Origin of the sequence: Streptomyces sp. NPDC014995 (assembly GCF_043080745.1) — a bacterium.
In the GTDB taxonomy this organism is placed as follows: Bacteria; Actinomycetota; Actinomycetes; order Streptomycetales; family Streptomycetaceae; genus Streptomyces.
In genome coordinates, this window is sequence record NZ_JBIBVX010000008.1 from 52,797 (window position 1) to 70,382 (window position 17,586).

General features: G+C 72.5%; 21 protein-coding genes. 8 read left to right on the forward strand and 13 right to left on the reverse strand.

Annotated elements, in window-relative coordinates:
• Positions 1 to 204 precede the first annotated feature (204 nt).
• On the forward strand, positions 205 to 2,004 hold the full coding sequence (locus ACF1A1_RS17695; protein ID WP_392000792.1) for a thiamine pyrophosphate-requiring protein: 1,800 nt from the start codon (positions 205 to 207) through the stop codon (positions 2,002 to 2,004).
• A 98-nt stretch (positions 2,005 to 2,102) separates the two neighbouring features.
• Positions 2,103 to 2,483, forward strand: coding sequence for a DUF2795 domain-containing protein (locus ACF1A1_RS17700; protein WP_392000793.1), 381 nt, complete (start codon positions 2,103 to 2,105; stop codon positions 2,481 to 2,483).
• On the opposite strand, the gene ACF1A1_RS17705 is transcribed toward ACF1A1_RS17700, so the two are convergent.
• Positions 2,467 to 2,826: a hypothetical protein gene (locus ACF1A1_RS17705; RefSeq protein ID WP_392000795.1), complete on the reverse strand. Its 360-nt coding sequence runs from the start codon at positions 2,824 to 2,826 to the stop codon at positions 2,467 to 2,469. The genes ACF1A1_RS17700 and ACF1A1_RS17705 overlap by 17 nt on opposite strands.
• Before the next feature lie 324 nt (positions 2,827 to 3,150).
• Between ACF1A1_RS17705 and ACF1A1_RS17710 the strand changes: the two genes are divergently transcribed.
• Positions 3,151 to 3,693 carry a type 1 glutamine amidotransferase domain-containing protein gene (locus ACF1A1_RS17710; protein WP_392000797.1) on the forward strand — a complete coding sequence of 181 codons (543 nt, stop codon included), beginning with the start codon at positions 3,151 to 3,153 and terminating at the stop codon, positions 3,691 to 3,693.
• A 279-nt stretch (positions 3,694 to 3,972) separates the two neighbouring features.
• Here the strand turns inward: ACF1A1_RS17710 and ACF1A1_RS17715 are convergent, their stop codons facing one another.
• Positions 3,973 to 4,311: a DUF6158 family protein gene (locus tag ACF1A1_RS17715; protein WP_392000799.1), complete on the reverse strand. Its 339-nt coding sequence runs from the start codon at positions 4,309 to 4,311 to the stop codon at positions 3,973 to 3,975.
• Positions 4,312 to 4,369: 58 nt separating this feature from the next.
• Here ACF1A1_RS17715 and ACF1A1_RS17720 point away from each other — a divergent pair, with 58 nt between their 5' ends.
• On the forward strand, positions 4,370 to 5,476 hold the full coding sequence (locus tag ACF1A1_RS17720; RefSeq protein WP_392000800.1) for a Vms1/Ankzf1 family peptidyl-tRNA hydrolase: 1,107 nt from the start codon (positions 4,370 to 4,372) through the stop codon (positions 5,474 to 5,476).
• Between the two features lie 60 nt (positions 5,477 to 5,536).
• Here ACF1A1_RS17720 and ACF1A1_RS17725 read toward each other — a convergent pair whose 3' ends face one another.
• Together ACF1A1_RS17725 and ACF1A1_RS17730 are read right to left on the reverse strand one after the other, a co-directional pair.
• The gene (locus tag ACF1A1_RS17725) at positions 5,537 to 7,156 is read right to left on the reverse strand and encodes an ABC-F family ATP-binding cassette domain-containing protein (RefSeq protein ID WP_392000802.1); all 1,620 of its coding nucleotides are present in this window, start codon (positions 7,154 to 7,156) and stop codon (positions 5,537 to 5,539) included.
• Between the two features lie 550 nt (positions 7,157 to 7,706).
• Positions 7,707 to 8,363, reverse strand: a complete 657-nt coding sequence (locus ACF1A1_RS17730) for a histidine phosphatase family protein (RefSeq protein WP_392000803.1) — start codon at positions 8,361 to 8,363, stop codon at positions 7,707 to 7,709.
• Positions 8,364 to 8,431: 68 nt separating this feature from the next.
• Between ACF1A1_RS17730 and ACF1A1_RS17735 the strand changes: the two genes are divergently transcribed.
• The 4 genes from ACF1A1_RS17735 (at position 8,432) to ACF1A1_RS17750 (ending at position 12,525) form a co-directional block, all read left to right on the forward strand.
• Positions 8,432 to 9,919, forward strand: a complete 1,488-nt coding sequence (locus ACF1A1_RS17735; RefSeq protein ID WP_392000804.1) for a bifunctional phosphatase PAP2/diacylglycerol kinase family protein — start codon at positions 8,432 to 8,434, stop codon at positions 9,917 to 9,919.
• 238 nt (positions 9,920 to 10,157) lie between these two features.
• Positions 10,158 to 10,928, forward strand: a complete 771-nt coding sequence (locus ACF1A1_RS17740; RefSeq protein WP_392000806.1) for a carbonic anhydrase — start codon at positions 10,158 to 10,160, stop codon at positions 10,926 to 10,928.
• A 562-nt stretch (positions 10,929 to 11,490) separates the two neighbouring features.
• Positions 11,491 to 12,312, forward strand: coding sequence for a class I SAM-dependent methyltransferase (locus ACF1A1_RS17745; protein ID WP_392000807.1), 822 nt, complete (start codon positions 11,491 to 11,493; stop codon positions 12,310 to 12,312).
• Between the two features lie 42 nt (positions 12,313 to 12,354).
• Entirely contained in the window at positions 12,355 to 12,525 is a 171-nt protein-coding gene (locus ACF1A1_RS17750) for a hydrophobic protein (protein WP_189932343.1), read from the forward strand.
• 42 nt (positions 12,526 to 12,567) lie between these two features.
• Here the strand turns inward: ACF1A1_RS17750 and ACF1A1_RS17755 are convergent, their stop codons facing one another.
• The 9 genes from ACF1A1_RS17755 to ACF1A1_RS17795 are packed head-to-tail and all read right to left on the reverse strand — an operon-like array spanning position 12,568 to position 17,553.
• Positions 12,568 to 12,861 carry a gas vesicle protein K gene (locus tag ACF1A1_RS17755; protein ID WP_384659406.1) on the reverse strand — a complete coding sequence of 98 codons (294 nt, stop codon included), beginning with the start codon at positions 12,859 to 12,861 and terminating at the stop codon, positions 12,568 to 12,570.
• Positions 12,858 to 13,046: a gas vesicle protein gene (locus ACF1A1_RS17760; protein WP_365459446.1), complete on the reverse strand. Its 189-nt coding sequence runs from the start codon at positions 13,044 to 13,046 to the stop codon at positions 12,858 to 12,860. The genes ACF1A1_RS17755 and ACF1A1_RS17760 overlap by 4 nt, the downstream gene beginning before the upstream one ends.
• Positions 13,043 to 13,912, reverse strand: a complete 870-nt coding sequence (locus ACF1A1_RS17765) for a GvpL/GvpF family gas vesicle protein (RefSeq protein ID WP_392000808.1) — start codon at positions 13,910 to 13,912, stop codon at positions 13,043 to 13,045. Before ACF1A1_RS17765 ends, ACF1A1_RS17760 begins: the two co-directional genes overlap by 4 nt.
• Positions 13,909 to 14,250 carry a gas vesicle protein gene (locus ACF1A1_RS17770; RefSeq protein ID WP_392000810.1) on the reverse strand — a complete coding sequence of 114 codons (342 nt, stop codon included), beginning with the start codon at positions 14,248 to 14,250 and terminating at the stop codon, positions 13,909 to 13,911. Before ACF1A1_RS17770 ends, ACF1A1_RS17765 begins: the two co-directional genes overlap by 4 nt.
• Positions 14,247 to 15,419: an SRPBCC family protein gene (locus ACF1A1_RS17775; protein ID WP_392000812.1), complete on the reverse strand. Its 1,173-nt coding sequence runs from the start codon at positions 15,417 to 15,419 to the stop codon at positions 14,247 to 14,249. Before ACF1A1_RS17775 ends, ACF1A1_RS17770 begins: the two co-directional genes overlap by 4 nt.
• On the reverse strand, positions 15,416 to 16,087 hold the full coding sequence (locus tag ACF1A1_RS17780; RefSeq protein WP_392000813.1) for a DNA primase: 672 nt from the start codon (positions 16,085 to 16,087) through the stop codon (positions 15,416 to 15,418). Before ACF1A1_RS17780 ends, ACF1A1_RS17775 begins: the two co-directional genes overlap by 4 nt.
• Positions 16,084 to 16,347: a gas vesicle protein GvpG gene (locus ACF1A1_RS17785; protein ID WP_392000814.1), complete on the reverse strand. Its 264-nt coding sequence runs from the start codon at positions 16,345 to 16,347 to the stop codon at positions 16,084 to 16,086. The genes ACF1A1_RS17780 and ACF1A1_RS17785 overlap by 4 nt, the downstream gene beginning before the upstream one ends.
• A gap of 31 nt (positions 16,348 to 16,378) precedes the next feature.
• Entirely contained in the window at positions 16,379 to 17,134 is a 756-nt protein-coding gene (locus ACF1A1_RS17790; protein ID WP_392000816.1) for a GvpL/GvpF family gas vesicle protein, read from the reverse strand.
• Positions 17,131 to 17,553: a gas vesicle structural protein GvpA gene (locus ACF1A1_RS17795; RefSeq protein WP_392000817.1), complete on the reverse strand. Its 423-nt coding sequence runs from the start codon at positions 17,551 to 17,553 to the stop codon at positions 17,131 to 17,133. Before ACF1A1_RS17795 ends, ACF1A1_RS17790 begins: the two co-directional genes overlap by 4 nt.
• Positions 17,554 to 17,586 lie beyond the last annotated feature (33 nt).

Sequence of the window (17,586 nt, forward strand, 5' to 3'; positions counted from 1 at the left end):
AGCCGGACGGTCCTGCCGGGGCCGCGGCAAGCGCTGTCCCACGGACGTGCCTCCGGTCCGAAGCACTGTGACTGCGCCTGCCCCCCGCCCCCGCCCGCAAACACCGCCCAGGTTTTCGGGCGGTCCGGGGGGTGACTCGGGAGGGGACACGACACACACCCCAACCCCATGCCCTCGTTTCCCGAAGCCGGGGAGGTCCCCTTCATGAGCACCAAGGTCTCCGACCACGTTCTGCAACGGCTGCGCGAGTGGGGTGTGGAGCAGGTCTTCGGTTATCCCGGCGACGGCATCAACGGGCTGCTCGCCGCCTGGGGGCGGGCGAAGGACCAGCCACGGTTCGTGCAGTCCCGGCACGAGGAGATGTCGGCGTTCCAGGCGGTCGGCTACGCCAAGTTCAGCGGCCGTCTCGGGGTGTGCGCGGCGACGTCCGGACCGGGCGCGATCCACCTCCTGAACGGCCTGTACGACGCCAAGCTGGACCATGTGCCGGTGCTGGCGATCGTCGGCCAGACGCACCGCACCGCGATGGGCGGCTCCTACCAGCAGGAGGTGGACCTGCACACCCTGTTCAAGGACGTCGCCTCGGAGTTCGTGGAGACGGTGACGGTTCCCGAGCAGCTGCCGAACGTGCTGGACCGGGCGATCCGCACCGCGTACGCGCGTCGCTGCCCCACCGCGGTCATCATCCCGGGCGATGTGCAGGAACTGGACTACTCGCCGCCCACGCACGAGTTCAAGATGGTGCCCTCCAGCCTCGACCGGAGCGCCTGGACGACCGTGCCGTCCGAGGAGTCGCTGCGGCGGGCCGCGGAGATCCTCGACTCCGGCGACAAGGTGGCGATCCTGGTCGGCCAGGGCGCGGCGGGGGCGCGTGCCGAGGTGGAGCGGCTCGCCGAACTGCTCGGTGCGGGCGTGGCCAAGGCGCTGCTCGGCAAGGACGTCCTCAGCGACGAACTCCCCTACGTCACCGGCTCGATCGGCCTGCTGGGCACCCGCCCGTCGTACGAGCTGATGCGGGACTGCGACACCCTGCTGACGATCGGCTCCTCGTTCCCGTACACGCAGTTCCTGCCGGAGTTCGGCGCGGCGCGGGGTGTCCAGATCGACATCGATCCGCACATGGTCGGGATGCGCTACCCGTACGAGGTGAACCTGGTCGGTGACGCGCGCGAGACGCTGCGCCGGCTGATCCCGATGCTGACGTCGGGCGAGGAGCGCGGCCGCGAGTGGTTCGAGACGGTGTGCGACAACGTACGGCACTGGCGCGAGGTGATGGAGCGGCGGGCGGAGCTGTCCGCCGACCCGATCAACCCGGAGTACGTCGCGCGGGCCCTGGACCCGCTGCTGCCCGAGGACGCGATCCTCACCTCCGACTCGGGTTCGGTGGCGAACTGGTACGCGCGGCACCTGACCATGCGGCCCGGTATGCGCGGTTCGCTGTCGGGGACGCTGGCGACGATGGGCTGCGGGGTGCCGTACGCGATCGGCGCGAAGTTCGCCCACCCGGGCCGGCCGGTGATCGCGCTGGTCGGGGACGGGGCGATGCAGATGAACGGGCTCGCGGAGCTGATCACGGCGGCGAAGTACAAGGACCGCTGGCTGGATCCGCGGCTGGTGGTCGCCGTGTGGAACAACCACGACCTCAACCAGGTCACGTGGGAGATGCGGGCCATGGGCGGCGCCCCGTCGTTCCTGCCCTCGCAGGAGCTGCCGGACGTGCAGTACGCGGCGTTCGCCCGCTCCCTGGGCCTGACCGGGGTGCGCGTGGAGAAGCCGGAGGACGTCGAGGCGGGCTGGCGTACGGCGCTGGAGGCGGACGGGCCCGCGGTCGTGGAGTTCCTCACCGACCCGGCCGTCCCGCCGATCCCGCCGCACGCGACCTGGGAGCAGATGGAGGCGACCGCGGCGTCGATCCTCAAGGGCGACGCGGACCGGGGCTCCGTGATCAAGCAGGGATTCAAGGCGAAGATGCAGGAGTTCCTGCCGGGCCGGGACAGGAGGTAGCCCCCGCTGTCGGTGCGGGACATCGGCGGGAGGGATCCCGTGTCGGCTCCCGCCCCACGGGTACGCGGTGGGCCGACCCCGAAGATCTGGAGGGAGACATGCAGCGAGGCAGTGACCGGCTGAGTGTCCACCGGGACGACGAGATGAAGCACGAACTGCAGGGCCTGCTCAGGTCCGGGCACCCCACGCGGTCCGAGGAGTGGCACGATCCCGAGCCGTCCGCCGAGGACGACCCGGAGGTCTGGGGCGGCCCCGTGGTGCCGGGCACCTCCCGGGCGTCGCTGGAGACCGTGCGGCTGGAACTGGCCCGGATCCTGGGCCGCGGTTCCTTCCCCGCGGACGCGGAGCAGCTCGCCCGGACCCTGCGCCGCAAGAACGCCCCGGACGCCCTGGTGGACGCGGTGCGGCAGCTGCCGCACAAGGCGCGCTACGCCAATGTGCAGGAACTGGCGCAGACGCTGGTCAGGGGCGGCGGATGACAGGTCGCGACCGGGCCACCGGGATCGCCGCGACCGGCGCCGGCGTCGACGCCGGCGAGGCGACGACCCGCTGTCCGCCGTACGGGCCGCTGCCCAGCTGGTTCGTGCCCGGGGTCGCCGGCCGGGCCATGCGCCGGCGCACCCGGATCGAGGACACCGCGGGCACGAGGGAGTCCCTGATCCCCTCCCCGATGAGGGCCGAGATCGGCGTCCCCGTCGCGTTCACCCCGCGCCACGAGGTCGACCCGCTGCTGCTGACCGCGCAGCCGGCGGGTGCCGCGGTGCACGAGACGACCGCGCTGCGGGACGTCCGTACGGCCGTCCGCAGCGAGCGCGAGGTCAAGCCGGTCGAGCCGGCACATCCACGGCTTCCTGGAGTCGCCGCCGTTCGGGACGCCGGCGTCGCTGATGTGCCTGCACGCCGACCAGGTGAGGTCCCTGGCGCGCGGCGGGCGCGGCGACCCGGACGCGTGGCGGCTGGTGCCGCACCGGCGCCCGCTGTCGCCCACCTGCCTCGCGGGCATCGCCGCCGTGATCGGCACGTGTGTGCTCCTGCCCCACGGCGAGGAGCCGCCGCGCTGCCGACGGGCGGGCCAAGGCAAGGAAGAAGCAGCGTGTCGGGGGCGACGAGGCCCACTGGCATGCCAGGAAAGGACGTTGAACGATCATGCGCATCGCGTTTCTGACGGCACCCGAGGGCGTCGAGCAGGTGGAGCTGACGGATCCCTGGCAGGCGGTGGTGGACGCGGGCCACGAGCCCGTGCTGGTGTCGACGAAGTCGGGTGAGATCCAGGCCTTCAACCACCTCGACAAGGGCGACACGTTCGTGGTGGACGAGGTCGTCGGCGAGGTGCCCGCGGAGTCGTTCGGCGGGCTGGTCCTGCCGGGCGGCGTCGCCAACCCCGACTTCCTGCGCACCGACGACAAGGCGGTGGCCTTCGTCCGGGACTTCTTCGAGCAGGGCCGTCCGGTCGCCGCGATCTGCCACGCCCCGTGGACACTGGTCGAGGCGGACGTCGTACGCGGACGGGTGCTGACGTCGTGGCCGAGCCTGCGGACCGATGTCCGCAACGCGGGCGGCACCTGGGTGGACGAGCAGGTCAAGGTCTGCGACCACGGACCCAACAAGCTGGTGACCAGCCGCAAGCCGGACGATCTGAAGGCGTTCTGCGAGACGTTCCTCGACGTGTTCGCCGAGGAGGCCGGCTGATGCACGGCCCGCCCGACCGCAGGCAGGAGCGGCAGGAGGCCTTCCGCCGTCACTGATCCGGCCCGTACGTCACTGGTGTCACGTCACCGGTAGCACGTCACCGGCAGGCCGGCACGTCACTGATCCGCGGAGTACGTCACCGGGGCGCCCGGTGACGTACTCCGCGGACCGGCACGGATGAACGTACTCCGCGGACCGTCCGGACCGGTCCTGCCCGTTCCGCGTCCCGTCCTGCCCGTTCCGCGTCCCGCGGGGGTCCCACGGGCGGTCGCGGCGGGCTCAGGCCCCGCCCGGGCCGCCCGTCCTGCCGGGGCCCCACTTGCCGACCGGGGTACCGCCGGAGGTCTTGCCGCCGGTGCCCTCCGCGGCGTCACGGTCCCGGGCACCCTCACGGGTGCGGCCCGGGGCGACGGAACGGCGCGGGTTGCGCCGCAGGTACTCGCCCTCCAGCTGCGCCATGCGGTCGTTGTGGGCGCGCAGCGCGTCGTTCGACCCGTACAGCAGGGTGTCGTGGCGCGTGCGGTGGATCGTCTCCAGCTCCTTCATGAGCTGCTGGTCGTCCAGCCGGTCCGGGTCGACTCCGGTCATCGTCGTGCCCCACTCGTCGTGTTCGTCCATGGGGTTCGGGTACCCGCGTGAGAAGCACCGACCCTCGAGCGGCATCCGGGAGGGAGCCATGGATCTCGCTTTCCTTCATCCACTGTACGAACATTCCGGCCCTTGGGCCTCCGTCTACGTCGACACCTCCCGGCACACGGAGAGCACCGCCCACGAACGGCACCTGACGGCGTCGGCGATGGCGCGCCGGCTGGCGGACCAGGGCGCGGACGAAGCCACCTGCCGGGCCGTGGAGAACGCGATCGAGGAGTTGCGCCGCTCCTCCGAACCGCACGGGCGGGCCCTGTTCGCCCGCGCCGGCGAGGTCGTGCTCGACCCGCCGCTGGCCCGGCCCCCGCAGGGCGACACCGCCGAGTGGGCGCCCCTGCCGCGGGTCACCCCGCTGCTGGAGCTGGCCGACCAGGACCCGGTGTGCGTGGTGGCGTACGTCGACCGCAAGGGCGCGGACTTCGAGCTGCGCAGCGGGCGGCTGGGCCGGGAGGACGCGGGCTCCGTCACCGGTCGGCAGTATCCCGTCCACCGCACGTCGACCGTCGACTGGTCCGAGCGGCACTTCCAGCTGAAGGTGGAGAACACCTGGGAGCACAACGCGGCGGAGATCGCCGACGCGCTCGCCGCCTGCCAGGAGGAGACCCAGGCCGACCTGCTGGTCCTGGTCGGTGACGACCGGGAGCGGCGGGCCGTGCACGAGCGGTTGCCGCAGCGGCTGCAGGACCGCGTGGTCGAGGCGTCGCACGGGGCGGGCAGCCGGCTGCTGGACGAGGACGTGGAGGCGGCCCGCGCCGAGCACGCCCGCCGGCAGGCGGAGGCCGAACTGGAACGCTTCCTGGCCGCCCGCGCACCCGACGCCGAGGGGCGCGCCGGGGCCGTGGAGGGCGTGCCCGCGCTGGTCGAGGCGGCCCGGGAGCACCGGATCGACGAGCTGCTGGTCCGCGCCGACGGCCCGGACACGCACCGTGAGGTGTGGATCGGGGAGGACCCGGACCAGCTGGCCGTGCGCCGTACGGAGCTGAAGACGCTCGGCGAGCAGCATTCGTGGGCGGCCCGGGCGGACGACGCGCTGATCCGCTCGGCGGTCGCCACGGACGCACCCGTCCTCGTGGTCCCCGCGGCCGACGAGGAGGCCCCGGTGGGCGGCCTGGGCGCGCTGCTGCGCTGGAAGTGACGTCTCTCCCGGCGGGCGGCCGCGCCGGGCGGCCACACCGAGGGCTGCCGGCCCTCGTGGTTACCGGGCCCGCTCCACACGGCGCTCGTCCCACACCGGTTCCGGGGTCTCGCGGACGCGGCCGTCGCTGCCGAAGACCAGGTGGCGGTCGAAGGAGCGGGCGAACCAGCGGTCGTGGGTGACCGCGAGGACCGTGCCGTCGAAGGCCTCCAGGCCCTCCTGGAGGGCTTCAGCGGACTCCAGGTCGAGGTTGTCGGTCGGCTCGTCGAGCAGCAGGGCCGTGGCGCCCTCCAGCTCCAGCAGGAGGATCTGGAAGCGGGCCTGCTGGCCGCCGGAGAGCCGGTCGAAGGTCTGCTCGGCCTGCTGGGTCAGCTCGTAGCGGCGCAGCCGGGACATGGCGGCGCCCCGGTCCTGGGAGTGTTCCTGCCACAGGATGTCCAGGAGCGTGCGGCCCTGGAGTTCGGGGTGGGCATGGGTCTGGGCGAAGTGCCCGGGGACCACCCGCGCGCCGAGCTTCCACTCCCCCGTGTGCGCCACGTCGTCGCCGGCGAGCAGGCGCAGGAAGTGCGACTTGCCGGAGCCGTTGGAGCCGAGGACGGCGACGCGTTCGCCGTAGAAGACCTCCAGGTCGAAGGGTTTCATCAAGCCGGTCAGCTCGAGTCCCTTGCAGGTGACGGCCCGCACGCCGGTACGGCCGCCCTTCAGGCGCATGGTGATGTCCTGCTCGCGCGGCGGCTCGGGGGGCGGGCCGGCCTCCTCGAACTTGCGCAGGCGGGTCTGTGCGGCCTGGTAGCGGGAGGCCAGTTCGTGGCTGATGGAGGCGGCCTGACGCAGGTTCAGCACCAGCTTCTTCAGCTGGGCGTGCTTCTCGTCCCAGCGGCGGCGCAACTCCTCGAAGCGGGCGAAGCGTTCGCGGCGCGCCTCGTGGTAGGTGGCGAAGCCGCCGCCGTGCACCCAGGCGTCGGCGCCGGCCGGGCCGGGCTCGACGGAGATGATCTTCTCGGCGGCGCGGGAGAGGAGTTCCCGGTCGTGGGAGACGAAGAGGACCGTCTTGCGGGTCTCCTTCAGCCGCTCCTCCAGCCATCGCTTGCCGGGCACGTCGAGGTAGTTGTCGGGCTCGTCGAGCAGCAGCACCTCGTCGGTGCCGCGCAGCAGCGCCTCCAGCACGAGCCGCTTCTGCTCACCGCCGGAGAGGGTGCGCACGAGCCGGAACTGCGCCTTGTCGTACGGCACGCCGAGCGCGGCCGTCGTGCACATGTCCCACAGCGTCTCCGCCTCGTACCCGCGCGCCTCGGCCCAGTCGGAGAGGGCCTGCGCGTACGCGAGCTGCGCGGCCTCGTCGTCGACGGTCATGATCGCGTGCTCCGCCGCGTCGACGGCCCTCGCGATCTCCTGGATCCGGGGCGAGGAGACGGACACGAGCAGGTCCCGTACGGTCGTCTCGTCCCGAACGGAGCCCACGAACTGCCGCATCACGCCGAGCCCGCCGCTGACGGTGACGGTGCCGCCGTGCGGCTTCAGCTCGCCGGAGATCAGCCGCAGCAAGGTGGTCTTGCCGGCGCCGTTGGGCCCGACCAGGGCCACGGCGGCCCCTTCACCCACCCGGAAGGACACGTCGCCGAGCAACGCCCTCCCGTCGGGGAGGAAGTACTCGAGGTGCGCGGCTTCCAGATGTCCCATGGGCAGGCATTCTGCGGGCCGCCCGCGCACGACGGCAAACCCTTATCCCGCGGACCTGGGGATCAACCGGCCCGCAGGCCGGGGATCACCCGACCCGGAGACCGGGCATCGCCCGGCCCACAGCCGGACGGCCACCTCCCCCACGGACCAGGGCTGACCCAGGCCACCGGCCGGGGATCCCCGGGCCCGCAGACCGGGTCGCCTGACCCCGGGTCCAGACGCCGCCCAGGGCCCACGGCCCGAAGGCCACTCATGCCACTCGGGCCTGCGGGCCCACGACCACCAGTCCTGCGGACCGCAGGTCACCCGGGACCACGGACCGGACCTCACCCAGGCCCACGGACCGAAGGTCACAGAGGTCACCCGGCCCATGAACCGGACGTCAGCGGGCCCACGGGCCAGTCATCACCCACGCCCACGGACCGGGCCGATCACCCGCGCCCGCAGAGCCGGGGGTCACTCCGGACCACGGGCCAGTACCACCCGGCACCCGTCCGTAGGCCACCCAGGCCGACGGACGGGAGGCCACCCAGGCCCGTGGACCGCGAGGTCACCCGGCCCCGGTCAGCGGTTCTCCCGTGGGGCCGCCCTCTCCTGTGGGGGTGACGGTCGCGCCCGCCCATGACAGGGCCTTCCAGCCGTCGGCCGGGGAGCCCTCCAGGACGACGACGCCGGTGTTGGCGAGGCGGTGGGCGGCGGCGAAGGGGACGTCGACGTTGTGGGCGCGGGCGGCGGACCAGGTGCGGATGGCGGCGCCGTGGCTGACCAGGGCGGCGGTGGCGGCGCCGCTGTCGGCGGCCTCGGCGACCACGGCGTCGTAGCGGGCGAGGAACTCGGTGCCGCTCTCGCCGCCCGGCATGCGCAGCCGCGTGTCCCCGGCCGCCCAGGCGAAGACGGTGCGCATGTAGAGCGCGCCGTGCTCGGAGTCGCCGGGCAGCAGTTCCAGGTCGCCCGCCGAGATCTCCCGGATGCCGTCGCGGACGTGCACGTCGAGGCCGCGGGCGGCGGCCAGCGGGGCGGCCGTCAGCTGGGTGCGCACGAGGGTGGAGGCGTAGACGGCCTCGATGTCCTCGCCGGCGAGGACCCCGGGGAGCGCGGCCGCCTGCCGTTCGCCGAGCGCGGTCAGTCCCGGCCCGGGAGCGGCGGTGTCCAGCAGGTAGTCCACATTGGTGGGAGTCTCGCCGTGGCGGACGAGGATCAGACGCATGCGGTCACCCTCCGGTGTCGACACGCCGTCCCGCGCAGGAAACGGCGACCTCAGGGTACCCGCAGGTCATGAGCCCAGATGTCGATCTGACCGTCCCGCGACCCGGGCGGCACGCGCTGCGCGACCGGCTGCTCGCCCTGGACTGCCGGCTGTTCGAGTTCGCCGCCGAGCGACGCTGGCCGGGCGCCGAACCGGTCCTGCCGCGGCTGAGCCGCGGCGCGAACCACGGTGTGCTGTGGTTCGCGACGGCGGCCGCGATGGCGGCGAGCCGCACCCCCCGGGCCCGCCGGGCCGCCGCCCGCGGGCTCGCCTCGCTGAGCCTGGCCTCCCTGACGATCAACACCCTCGGCAAGCGTTCGGTGCGCCGCCCGCGGCCCGTGCTCGACCCGGTGCCGCTGGTCCGGCAGCTCAAGCGGCAGCCCATCACCACGTCCTTCCCGTCCGGGCACTCCGCGTCGGCGGCGGCCTTCGCGACCGGGGTGGCCCTGGAGTCGCCGGCCTGGGGCGCGGCGGTGGCGCCGGTGGCGTTCTCGGTGGCGATGTCCCGTGTCTACACGGGCGTCCACTTCCCGAGCGACGTCCTTGCGGGCGCGGCCCTGGGCGCGGGCGCCGCGTTGGCCGTACGGGGTCTGGTGCCGACCCGTGCCCAGGCCGTCCCGCCGGCCCGGCCGCGGGCCGAGGCACCCGCGCTGCCCGACGGGGAGGGCCTGGTGGTCGTGGCCAACTCCGCCGCCGGGAGTGCCGACCGGGTCCGGGCGCTGCACGACGCGCTGCCGCTCGCGGAGGTCGTCGAGTGCGATCCCTCCGACGTGGCGGCCGAGTTGGAGAAGGCGGCGGCCCACGCCCGGGTCCTCGGGGTGTGCGGCGGCGACGGCACGGTGAACACGGCCGCCGAGGTCGCCCTGCGGCACGGGCTGCCGCTGGCCGTCGTGCCCGGCGGCACCCTCAACCACTTCGCGTACGACCTGGGCGTGGAGGACGTGCGGGCGCTGGGCGGGGCCGTCCGGGACGGCGAGGCGGTGCGGGTGGACGTGGGCCGGTTCGTCTGCGGGGAGCGGCAGGGCGTGTTCCTCAACACGTGCAGCCTGGGGGTGTATCCGGAGCTGGTGCGCGAGCGGGACCGCTGGTCGCGCCGGATCGGCGGCTGGCCCGCCGGGGTGCTCGCGGCCTGGCGCGTGCTGCGCGCGGACCGGCATCCGCTTCAGGCCGAGGTCGCGGGCACGGCCCGCCCGTTGTGGCTGCTGTTCGCCGGAAACGGCACCTACCACCGCATGGGCCTCTCCCCGGGCCGCCGCGTCGACCTGGCCGACGGCCGCCTGGACGTCCGGGTGGTGCACGGGGGCCGCAGGCCCGCCCTGCGGCTGCTCGCCGCGGCGGTCGCGGGTCCCCTCACCCGCTCGCCGGCCCACGCGGCCGTCCAGGTCGGCCGGCTCCACCTGAAGGGTGTCACCCCCGGCACGCTCCTCGCCCTCGACGGCGAAGTCACCGAGGTCGAGGGGGAGGTGACGCTGGAGAAGCTGCCCGAGGCCCTGACGGTGTACCGACCGCTGGACTAGAAGGGTGGCCCCGTACCCGTCCGCCGGCGCGGAGTCGGCAGCCGCCGCGCCGCCGTCATCACAGCCCCTCGACGATGGTGACTCAGCGCGAGGGCCCCGTACCGTGCGTGACTTGGACCGACGCTTCTCGTCCGCTTGATCAAGGCTGTACGGGCGTTAAACGGCCCCTCACCACAGTGGAGTCACGGGCTCCGCTCAGGTGCCCGAGCAGGACGCACGGGAAAGAGGGGACGGATCCATGGGTATTGCTGGGCACCCGCAGCGCAGGGCGCTTCTGACCGGGGGGCTGGTGGCCACCGCGGCACTGATCACGGGCTGTTCTTCCACGTCGGACGGCACGGCGCAGAAGACGGCGGTCGCGGGGGCGGCGCCGGAGGCCGCCTCACCGTCCGCGAGCGTACGGCCGGACTCGCCGTCGGCGGCGTTCGCGAGACTCATGGCGGGCAACGAGCGCTGGGTCGACGGGAAGCCGCAGCACCCCGACCAGGATGCGAGCCGGCGGACGTTCGTCGCCGAGAAGCAGAACCCCTACGGGGTGATCCTGTCGTGCATCGACTCCCGGGTGCCGCCGGAGCTGGTCTTCGACACCGGACTCGGTGACCTGTTCGTGCTGCGCACCGGCGGGCAGGTGGTGTCCCCCGTGGTCACCGGTTCCGTCGAGTACGGGCCGCTGACGTCGGGGACCCCGCTGGTGGTCGTCCTCGGGCACCAGCGCTGCGGCGCCGTCAAGGCGGCGTACGAGGCGATGCGCGACGGCAAGGAACTGCCCGGCACCCTGCCGTCCATAGCCCAGGCGCTGCGGCCGGCGTACCGGGCGACGCTGAAGGAGACGGCCGACGACCCCGTCGACGCGATGATCCGCATACACGCCGAGCAGACCGCCGAGGACCTGCGGGCCAACAGGGCCCTCGCTCCCCTTGTGAAGAAGGGCGCCCTGGCCGTCGTGAGCGCCTACTACTCGCTCGACACGGGCCGCGTGGAGGTCCTCACCGGGGCGCCTTCGGCCTGACGGACCGGGGCAGGAGGGTCGGGCGGGGGTGGTGGAGAGTGCCGGGTTCGGGCCCCGGCCCGACAGTCGTCCTACGGAGTGAACGGTGTGGAACCGTCCTGGGCGACGAGGCTCCCCAGATGGCCGGCGGTGCCGTTGTCGTCCCACTGCAGCGCCTGGGCTTCGAACGTCTTCAGCGACGGAAGGAGCGGAAAGTCAAGGGAATCGACCAGGTTGCGAAGGCCCGCAGAAGGTCCACAGGAGGGCCACGCCGCCGCACCGCCCCTCCGAGGAGGACACCCCCTCGCGAGGAGGACACCCCCTCGGCCCGACAGCCCCTGTCCACCGGGAGCTGTCCGCGGACTACCGGGCACGGACGACTGTCGACCGATGACTGACGCCCGACGACTGACGACCGGTGAATGGCGACCGCCGACCGGCGACCGCCGACCGCCAACTGACGCCCAGTCAGTCCACATGGCAGAACGAACTGTCTCACCATTCGGCTGCGCGCGTACGGTGACGTGTATCGCCCCGGACTCCCCGGAGCCCGGGGGCCGGTCCGTCGAGAAGGGGCAGAGCCATGCCGGAAGCACGGGAGACCGCCGTCTACACGCACGGGCACCACGAGTCGGTGCTGCGCTCGCACACCTGGCGGACCGCCGCCAACTCCGCGGCCTACCTGCTCGGTTCACTGAAGCCCCACATGAGGATCCTGGACGTCGGCTGCGGGCCGGGCACCATCTCCGCCGACCTGGCGGCCCTGGTCCCCGACGGGCACGTCACCGCCGTCGACCACGCGCCGGGCATCCTGGACCGGGCGCGGGCCACCGCGGCCGAGCGCGGCCTGACCAACATGGACTTCGCGGTCGCCGACGTCCACGCCCTGGACTTTCCCGACGACACGTTCTGCGTGGTCCACGCCCACCAGGTCCTCCAGCACGTCGGCGACCCGGTGCGGGCGCTGCGCGAGATGCGGCGGGTCACCCGGCCCGGCGGGTTCGTCGCCGTACGGGACTCCGACTACGCGGCCATGACCTGGTATCCGGAGTCGGCCGGCATGGACGACTGGCTGGACCTGTACCGGAGGGTGGCCCGCGCCAACGGCGGTGAGCCGGACGCCGGACGCCGGCTGAAGTCCTGGGCACTGGCGGCGGGCTTCACCGACATCACGGCGACCTCGGACACCTGGACCTTCAGCACCCCCGGGGAGCGGGCGTGGTGGAGCGGTCTGTGGGCCGACCGGACGGTGACCTCCGCGTACGCCGGGCGCGCCACCGGGGGCGGGCACGCCACCGAGGACGAGCTGCGGGCCGTGGCGCGGGCCTGGCGGGAATGGGGAAAGCGGGAGGACGGGTGGTTCAGTGTCCTGCACGGAGAGATTCTGTGCCGAAAGGACGTCTGATTCCCGCAATTGTGGAAACCCGGAAAGCAGGAGGTTCACACTATGGTTCCCATCCTGCTGGTACTGCTTCTGGTATTGATTCTCTTCGGTGCCGGATTCGCAGTTAAGGTGCTTTGGTGGATCGCGATCGCGGTTCTCGTTCTCTGGCTGCTGGGATTCCTGATGCGCGGAACGACCGCGGCGGGAGGCAGGGGCCGTTGGTACAGGTGGTGAATTAGCCCCCGGGAACGCACAGCCCCCGCAACGCCGGGGTGTTCATTCCCGGGGGAGCAGCGGTCCGAGCGGCCCGAGGTCCAGATTGAGGTCCTCGGGCCGCAGTCCGTAGCGCTCGCGCAGCTCGGTCATGCGGTCGTCGAGCAGCATCAGGGTGAGCCCGATGCGCTCCTCCTGCTCCTCGCTGAGGTCGCCCTGGTCGAAGCGGCGCAGCGCCTGCCGTTCCATGAGCTGGCGCAGCAGTTCCACGACCGTGAGGACGAGTTTGACCAGGTCGCGCTCGACGGTGTCGGGCTCGAGGTCGAGACGGTTGCGTGGTGTGCGTGGTGTGGTCACGCCCGCTCCCCCCAGGGTGCCGGAACGTTCTCGTTCACTGAGCTGATCAGGGCGTTCAGGTCGATGCGGACGAGATCGACGTCCGCGATCCGCAGCGTGAGGTCGCCGGTGATGACGACTCCGCCGGCCAGCAGCCGGTCCAGCAGGTCGACGAGGGCGACCTCACGGCGTTCCACGACGGTCATGAGCCCTCCTCCGCGGCCTGTGCATCGGTCCGCTCCCGGATCTGCTGCTCGTTCTCCCCGGTGAGCTCCTCCGCGCTTTCCTCCGCAATCTCCCCCGAAGTCCCGGCGAAGTCGAGGTCCACGAAGGAATAGGCCGCCCACGGCCCGGTGAGTTCGACGCGCATTCCGGGCTCCTCGCCCTTCGTGCGGTCCACTATTTCCACGAATTCCTCCGATTCCGCGCGCGGTACCAGATAGGCGGCGTTCAGCACGTTCTGTCCGGAGGCCCGGGAAAGGGCGGAGTTCTGCGGCGGGTGGAGCCGGGCGGCGTCGGCGTGCGCGGACAGCAGGGAGTCCAGCCGGCCGGCGAACCGTTCGGCCCGCTGCCAGGTGTCCTCGTGCGCCCTGGCCTGCATACGGCGCTGCCGCAGATAGTCCCGCCCGGAGGCGGGTTTGGCCGCCGCCGCGGGCGGGGCGGGTTCGGCGGTCTCCGCCTCGACGTACACCTTCACGCCCCACTCCACGCGCCCCTGGAGCCGGTCCAGGGTGCGCCGGAAGTCCTCCTCCCGCTCCTCGATCATCACGCGGACGCCGCTGTCGTCCCGGAAGACGGTGGCCATCCTGAGCGGAAGCGGCGTGGTGACCACCGTGAGCGCGTCGATCACCTGCTGATGACCGCGCGCGGTGGCGCTGAGCCAGTCCAGATCCTCCAGGTGGGCCCGCAGCGGCTCCTCGGCGAAGTCCCGCGCCGGTACGTCACTGACGACGGCGACCAGGCCGTGGTGGTGCAGCAGCTTCGCGGGCGCCCCGGCGACGCCGGTCAGCTCGGCCTGCAGCGGCGCGCCGAAGGGCCGGCAGACGGCGTACACGTACCGCAGTCCCGTCATGGCGACTCCTCCCGGGTGCGGACACGGCCCGGCTCCAGCTGCTCCAGCCGCGCCAGCCGCTCACGCAACTCGGCGTTCTCACGGGCGAGTTCGTCGCGGCGGGCGCGGGTGGACAGCTCCGGGTCGTCCTCCCACCAGTCGATGCCCATCTCCTTTGCCTTGTCGACCGAGGCGACGATGAGGCGCAGCTTGATCGTGAGCAGTTCGATGTCGAGCAGGTTGATCCGGATGTCGCCGGCGATGACGACGCCCTTGTCGAGGACGCGTTCCAGGATGTCGGCGAGGTTGGCGCCGCCTCCCTGGCCGTACGGCTCCGGCATCCGGCTCGGCAGGCTCATCGCCGGCTCCCGTCGTCGTAGGCGCTCTCGTCCTCGTACGCCTCCTCGCCCTCCACCTCGTCCTCGTCCTCTTCGTCCTCTTCCTCTTCCTCTTCCTCCTCCTCGCCCTTGGGCTCCTCCTCGTACTCCGCCTCGGGCTCGTCCTCGTCGTACTCCTCGTCCTCTTCGTCCTCTTCCTCGTCCTCTTCGTCCTCGTCCTGGGCGGTCACGTCGTCCCGGGCCCCGTTCCCCTCGTCCTCGCTCTCCTCGCCGTTGGGGGCCTCCTCCTCTTCGCCCTGTTCCTGCTGCTCCTGCGCGAGCGCGTCATCGTGGGAGCGGACGACGTCGCCGTCGCGGATCTCGCCGCGCCAGCCCTCGTCCACCTCCCCCTTGAGGGTGACGAAGCGGGCGAAGTTCTTCAGGTCGAGGCGGGCCCGGCGGCCCTGGGCGCGCCAGATGTTGCCGGTCTTCTCGAACAGCCCCGTGGGGTAGTACTCGATGACCAGCAGGACGCGGGTGAGGTTGTCGGCGAGCCGGTGGAAGGAGACGACGCCCTTGGTGGTGCCCTTGGCGCCCTCCGAGGTCCAGGAGATCCGGTCGTCCGGCACCTGCTCGGTGGTCTTCGCCTTCCAGCTGCGGTTGGACCAGAAGACCTTCATCTGCCAGTCGCTGGTCGTGTCGTCGGCGCGGTTCGCGCTCTTGACGCCCTTGGCGAAGGTGCTGAACTCCTGGTACTGGGTCCACTGGTCGTAGGCCGCACGCAGCGGTACGCCGATGTCGACCTGCTCGATGATGACGGTGGGCTTCTTGCCCGCGCCGCCCTTGCGGTTGCCCTTGCCGCCGCCGAGGTTCTTCAGCGCGCCGGTCACACTGTCCTTGGCGCGCGAGGCGCCGAGTTCCAGCGCGGTGCGCAGCGGGCCCTTGCCGTCGGCCAGCTTGCGGCCGCCGTCCAGGGCCAGCTTGGCGAAGCCGGGGCTGTTGCCCTCGGCGATGTCGTTCAGTCTGACGGTGGTCTCGCCGAGCTTGCGGCCGACGCCGGCCAGCACACGCTGGGCCTGGGCGGCGAGGTACTCCTGCACCTCCGCCTTCAGCCGGTCGGCGGCCTCGCTCTGCGCGACCCCGGCGAGCGGGTTGCCGCCGCCGGTCGCCTTGCCCGCGGCGGACGTCGCGGATCCGAGGGTTTCGGTCATCGCTCACCGCCTCCCTTCGATCGCCGGGGCCGGGACGCCGTCCCGGTCGCCGTCTTCCTGGCCGCGGTGGTCTTCTGCGCGGCTGCCTTGCGCGCCGCCGTCCCGGCCGGGGCCTTCTGGCCGGGTGCCTTCTTGGCGGCCTTCGTCCCCGGTGCCTTCCTCGCGGGCGCCTTCTGGTCCGCCGCCCTCTTCCGCGGCGGCTCGTCTCCCTCGTCGCCGTCGTCGCCCTGGTCATCCCGGGCATCCCGGTCGTCGTCCCGGTCCTCGTCCCGTGCGGACTCCGGCTCCTCGGGCCGCTCGTCCGCCTCCTCGTCGTCCGTCTCCGACCGCGTGTCCGACACGCCGGGGACGACGCCCGCGAGCTGGTCGCGGACCTGGGCGGTACGGCCGTGCAGCCGGTCGGCGAGCGTGTTCATCTGCCGTTCGACCACGGCCCCGGACGCCGCCTTGCCGACACCCCGCAGGTCCTCGCGGAGCTGGTCGCCGATCTCCTTGAACTGCGGGTTGTCCCGCATCTGCTGGGACACCATGTCGGCCAGGCCCCGCGGCGTCAGGTTCAGCCGCTTACCGGCCACCAGCGAGCCGACGGCGAACGCCAGCTTCATCTTCTTCGTACGCCCGAGGACGTACCCGGCCCCCACCGCGAGGCCCAGTCCCATTCGGTTCATCGTGCCGTCCCGTCGTCCGTCCCCATGCTGCGGCGCGTGGCGATCTCCAGCCGGTCGAGGAGTTCGTCCTCCAGCCGGTCGAACTCCTCCTCCGTGATCTCGCCGGCTTCCAGTCGTTCTTCGAGGCGGGAGAGTTCGGCCCGGACCGTGGAGGGGTCGTAGTAGATCCGTTCCGCCTCGCGCAACACCTGTCCGATCACCCATCCGCTGCCGCGCACCGGTGCGAACGGCAGCAGCAGCACCTCCGAGATCAGGCCCATCTCCCCGCTCCCGTCACTTGTGTTCTCTGTGCTACTCCCCGGCCGCCGTGCCCGCCGGCTGTGCCGGACCGGGCTCGACGAAGCTGTACGGCGGCAGCGGCCCGTTGAGACGCAGGTCGAGGTGCGGCCGGTCCTTGCGCAGCTCCTCCACCGCGTTCGCGAACTCCGCGGCCGAGTCCCGGGCCACCAGGAACGACACGTTGGCCAGCCAGCCCGTGGACTCCGGGCCCACGCTGACGGCGGCCGCCAGTGGCTCCAGTGCCTGCTGGACCTCGGTCGCGTCCTGGGCCTCGCGGGCCTTGACCGCGGCGGCCACCATCTCGCCCAGTTGCAGGCGCTGCTCGTAGGTGCCGCCGCCGGCCTGCCGGTTGGCCTCGGCGAGGGCCCGCAGCTCGGGGCTCTCGGCCATCACCTGGTGCAGCACGGCTTCCTCTACGTGCGTGGCCTTGACGTTGTACTCGACCTTGCCGTCGAGGGCTTGCAGGCGCTCCTGGTAGTGCTCGGCGCGCTCGGCGAGCACCCCCGTGACGGCCTTGTCGTCGGGGGCGACGCTGCCGAACCGCATGGGCAGCACGCAGCCGTCGGCGCCGGCCTCACTGAGGACGTTCTGGTGCGCGAGCAGGTCCTTGCGCTTGGGCCGCAGGTTCTCGGGCGCGTCGCTGACGATCGCCGCGAGGTCGCCCTCCGTCAGCACGCGCACCGGCATGGGCGGCTCGCCGACGCCGGTGAGGCCCTCGGGGAGGGCCGCGTGCGAACGCGCGGTGATGCCGTAGACGTACGTGCTCACTCCTGCTCCTCCTTCCTGCGGGAGGAGGTCGCCTTACGGGTGCGCGGCCGCTCGGTCTCGCTCTCCTCGCGAGCCTGCTTGAAGGCGCCGGAGATGGTCTCCGCGGCGCCGGAGAGGGCGCCCTTGGACTTGCCGCGCGCGCCGGACTCGGTGATCTCGCCGACCATGTCGGGCAGACCCGGGCTCTTGCGCGGGCCGGCCTCCAGGTCGAGGCGGTTGCACGCCTCGGCGAAGCGCAGATAGGTGTCGACGCTGGCGACGACGACCCGGACGTCGATCTTCAAAATCTCGATGCCGACGAGGGAGACCCGCACGAACGCGTCGATGACGAGCCCCCTGTCCAGGACGAGCTCCAGCACGTCGTAGAGGCCGCTGCTGCCGCCTCCGCCGCCGGTCTGTTGTGCCGGGACAACGGTCATGCCGACCGCGCCTCCTTTGCTTGGTGGTGGTGT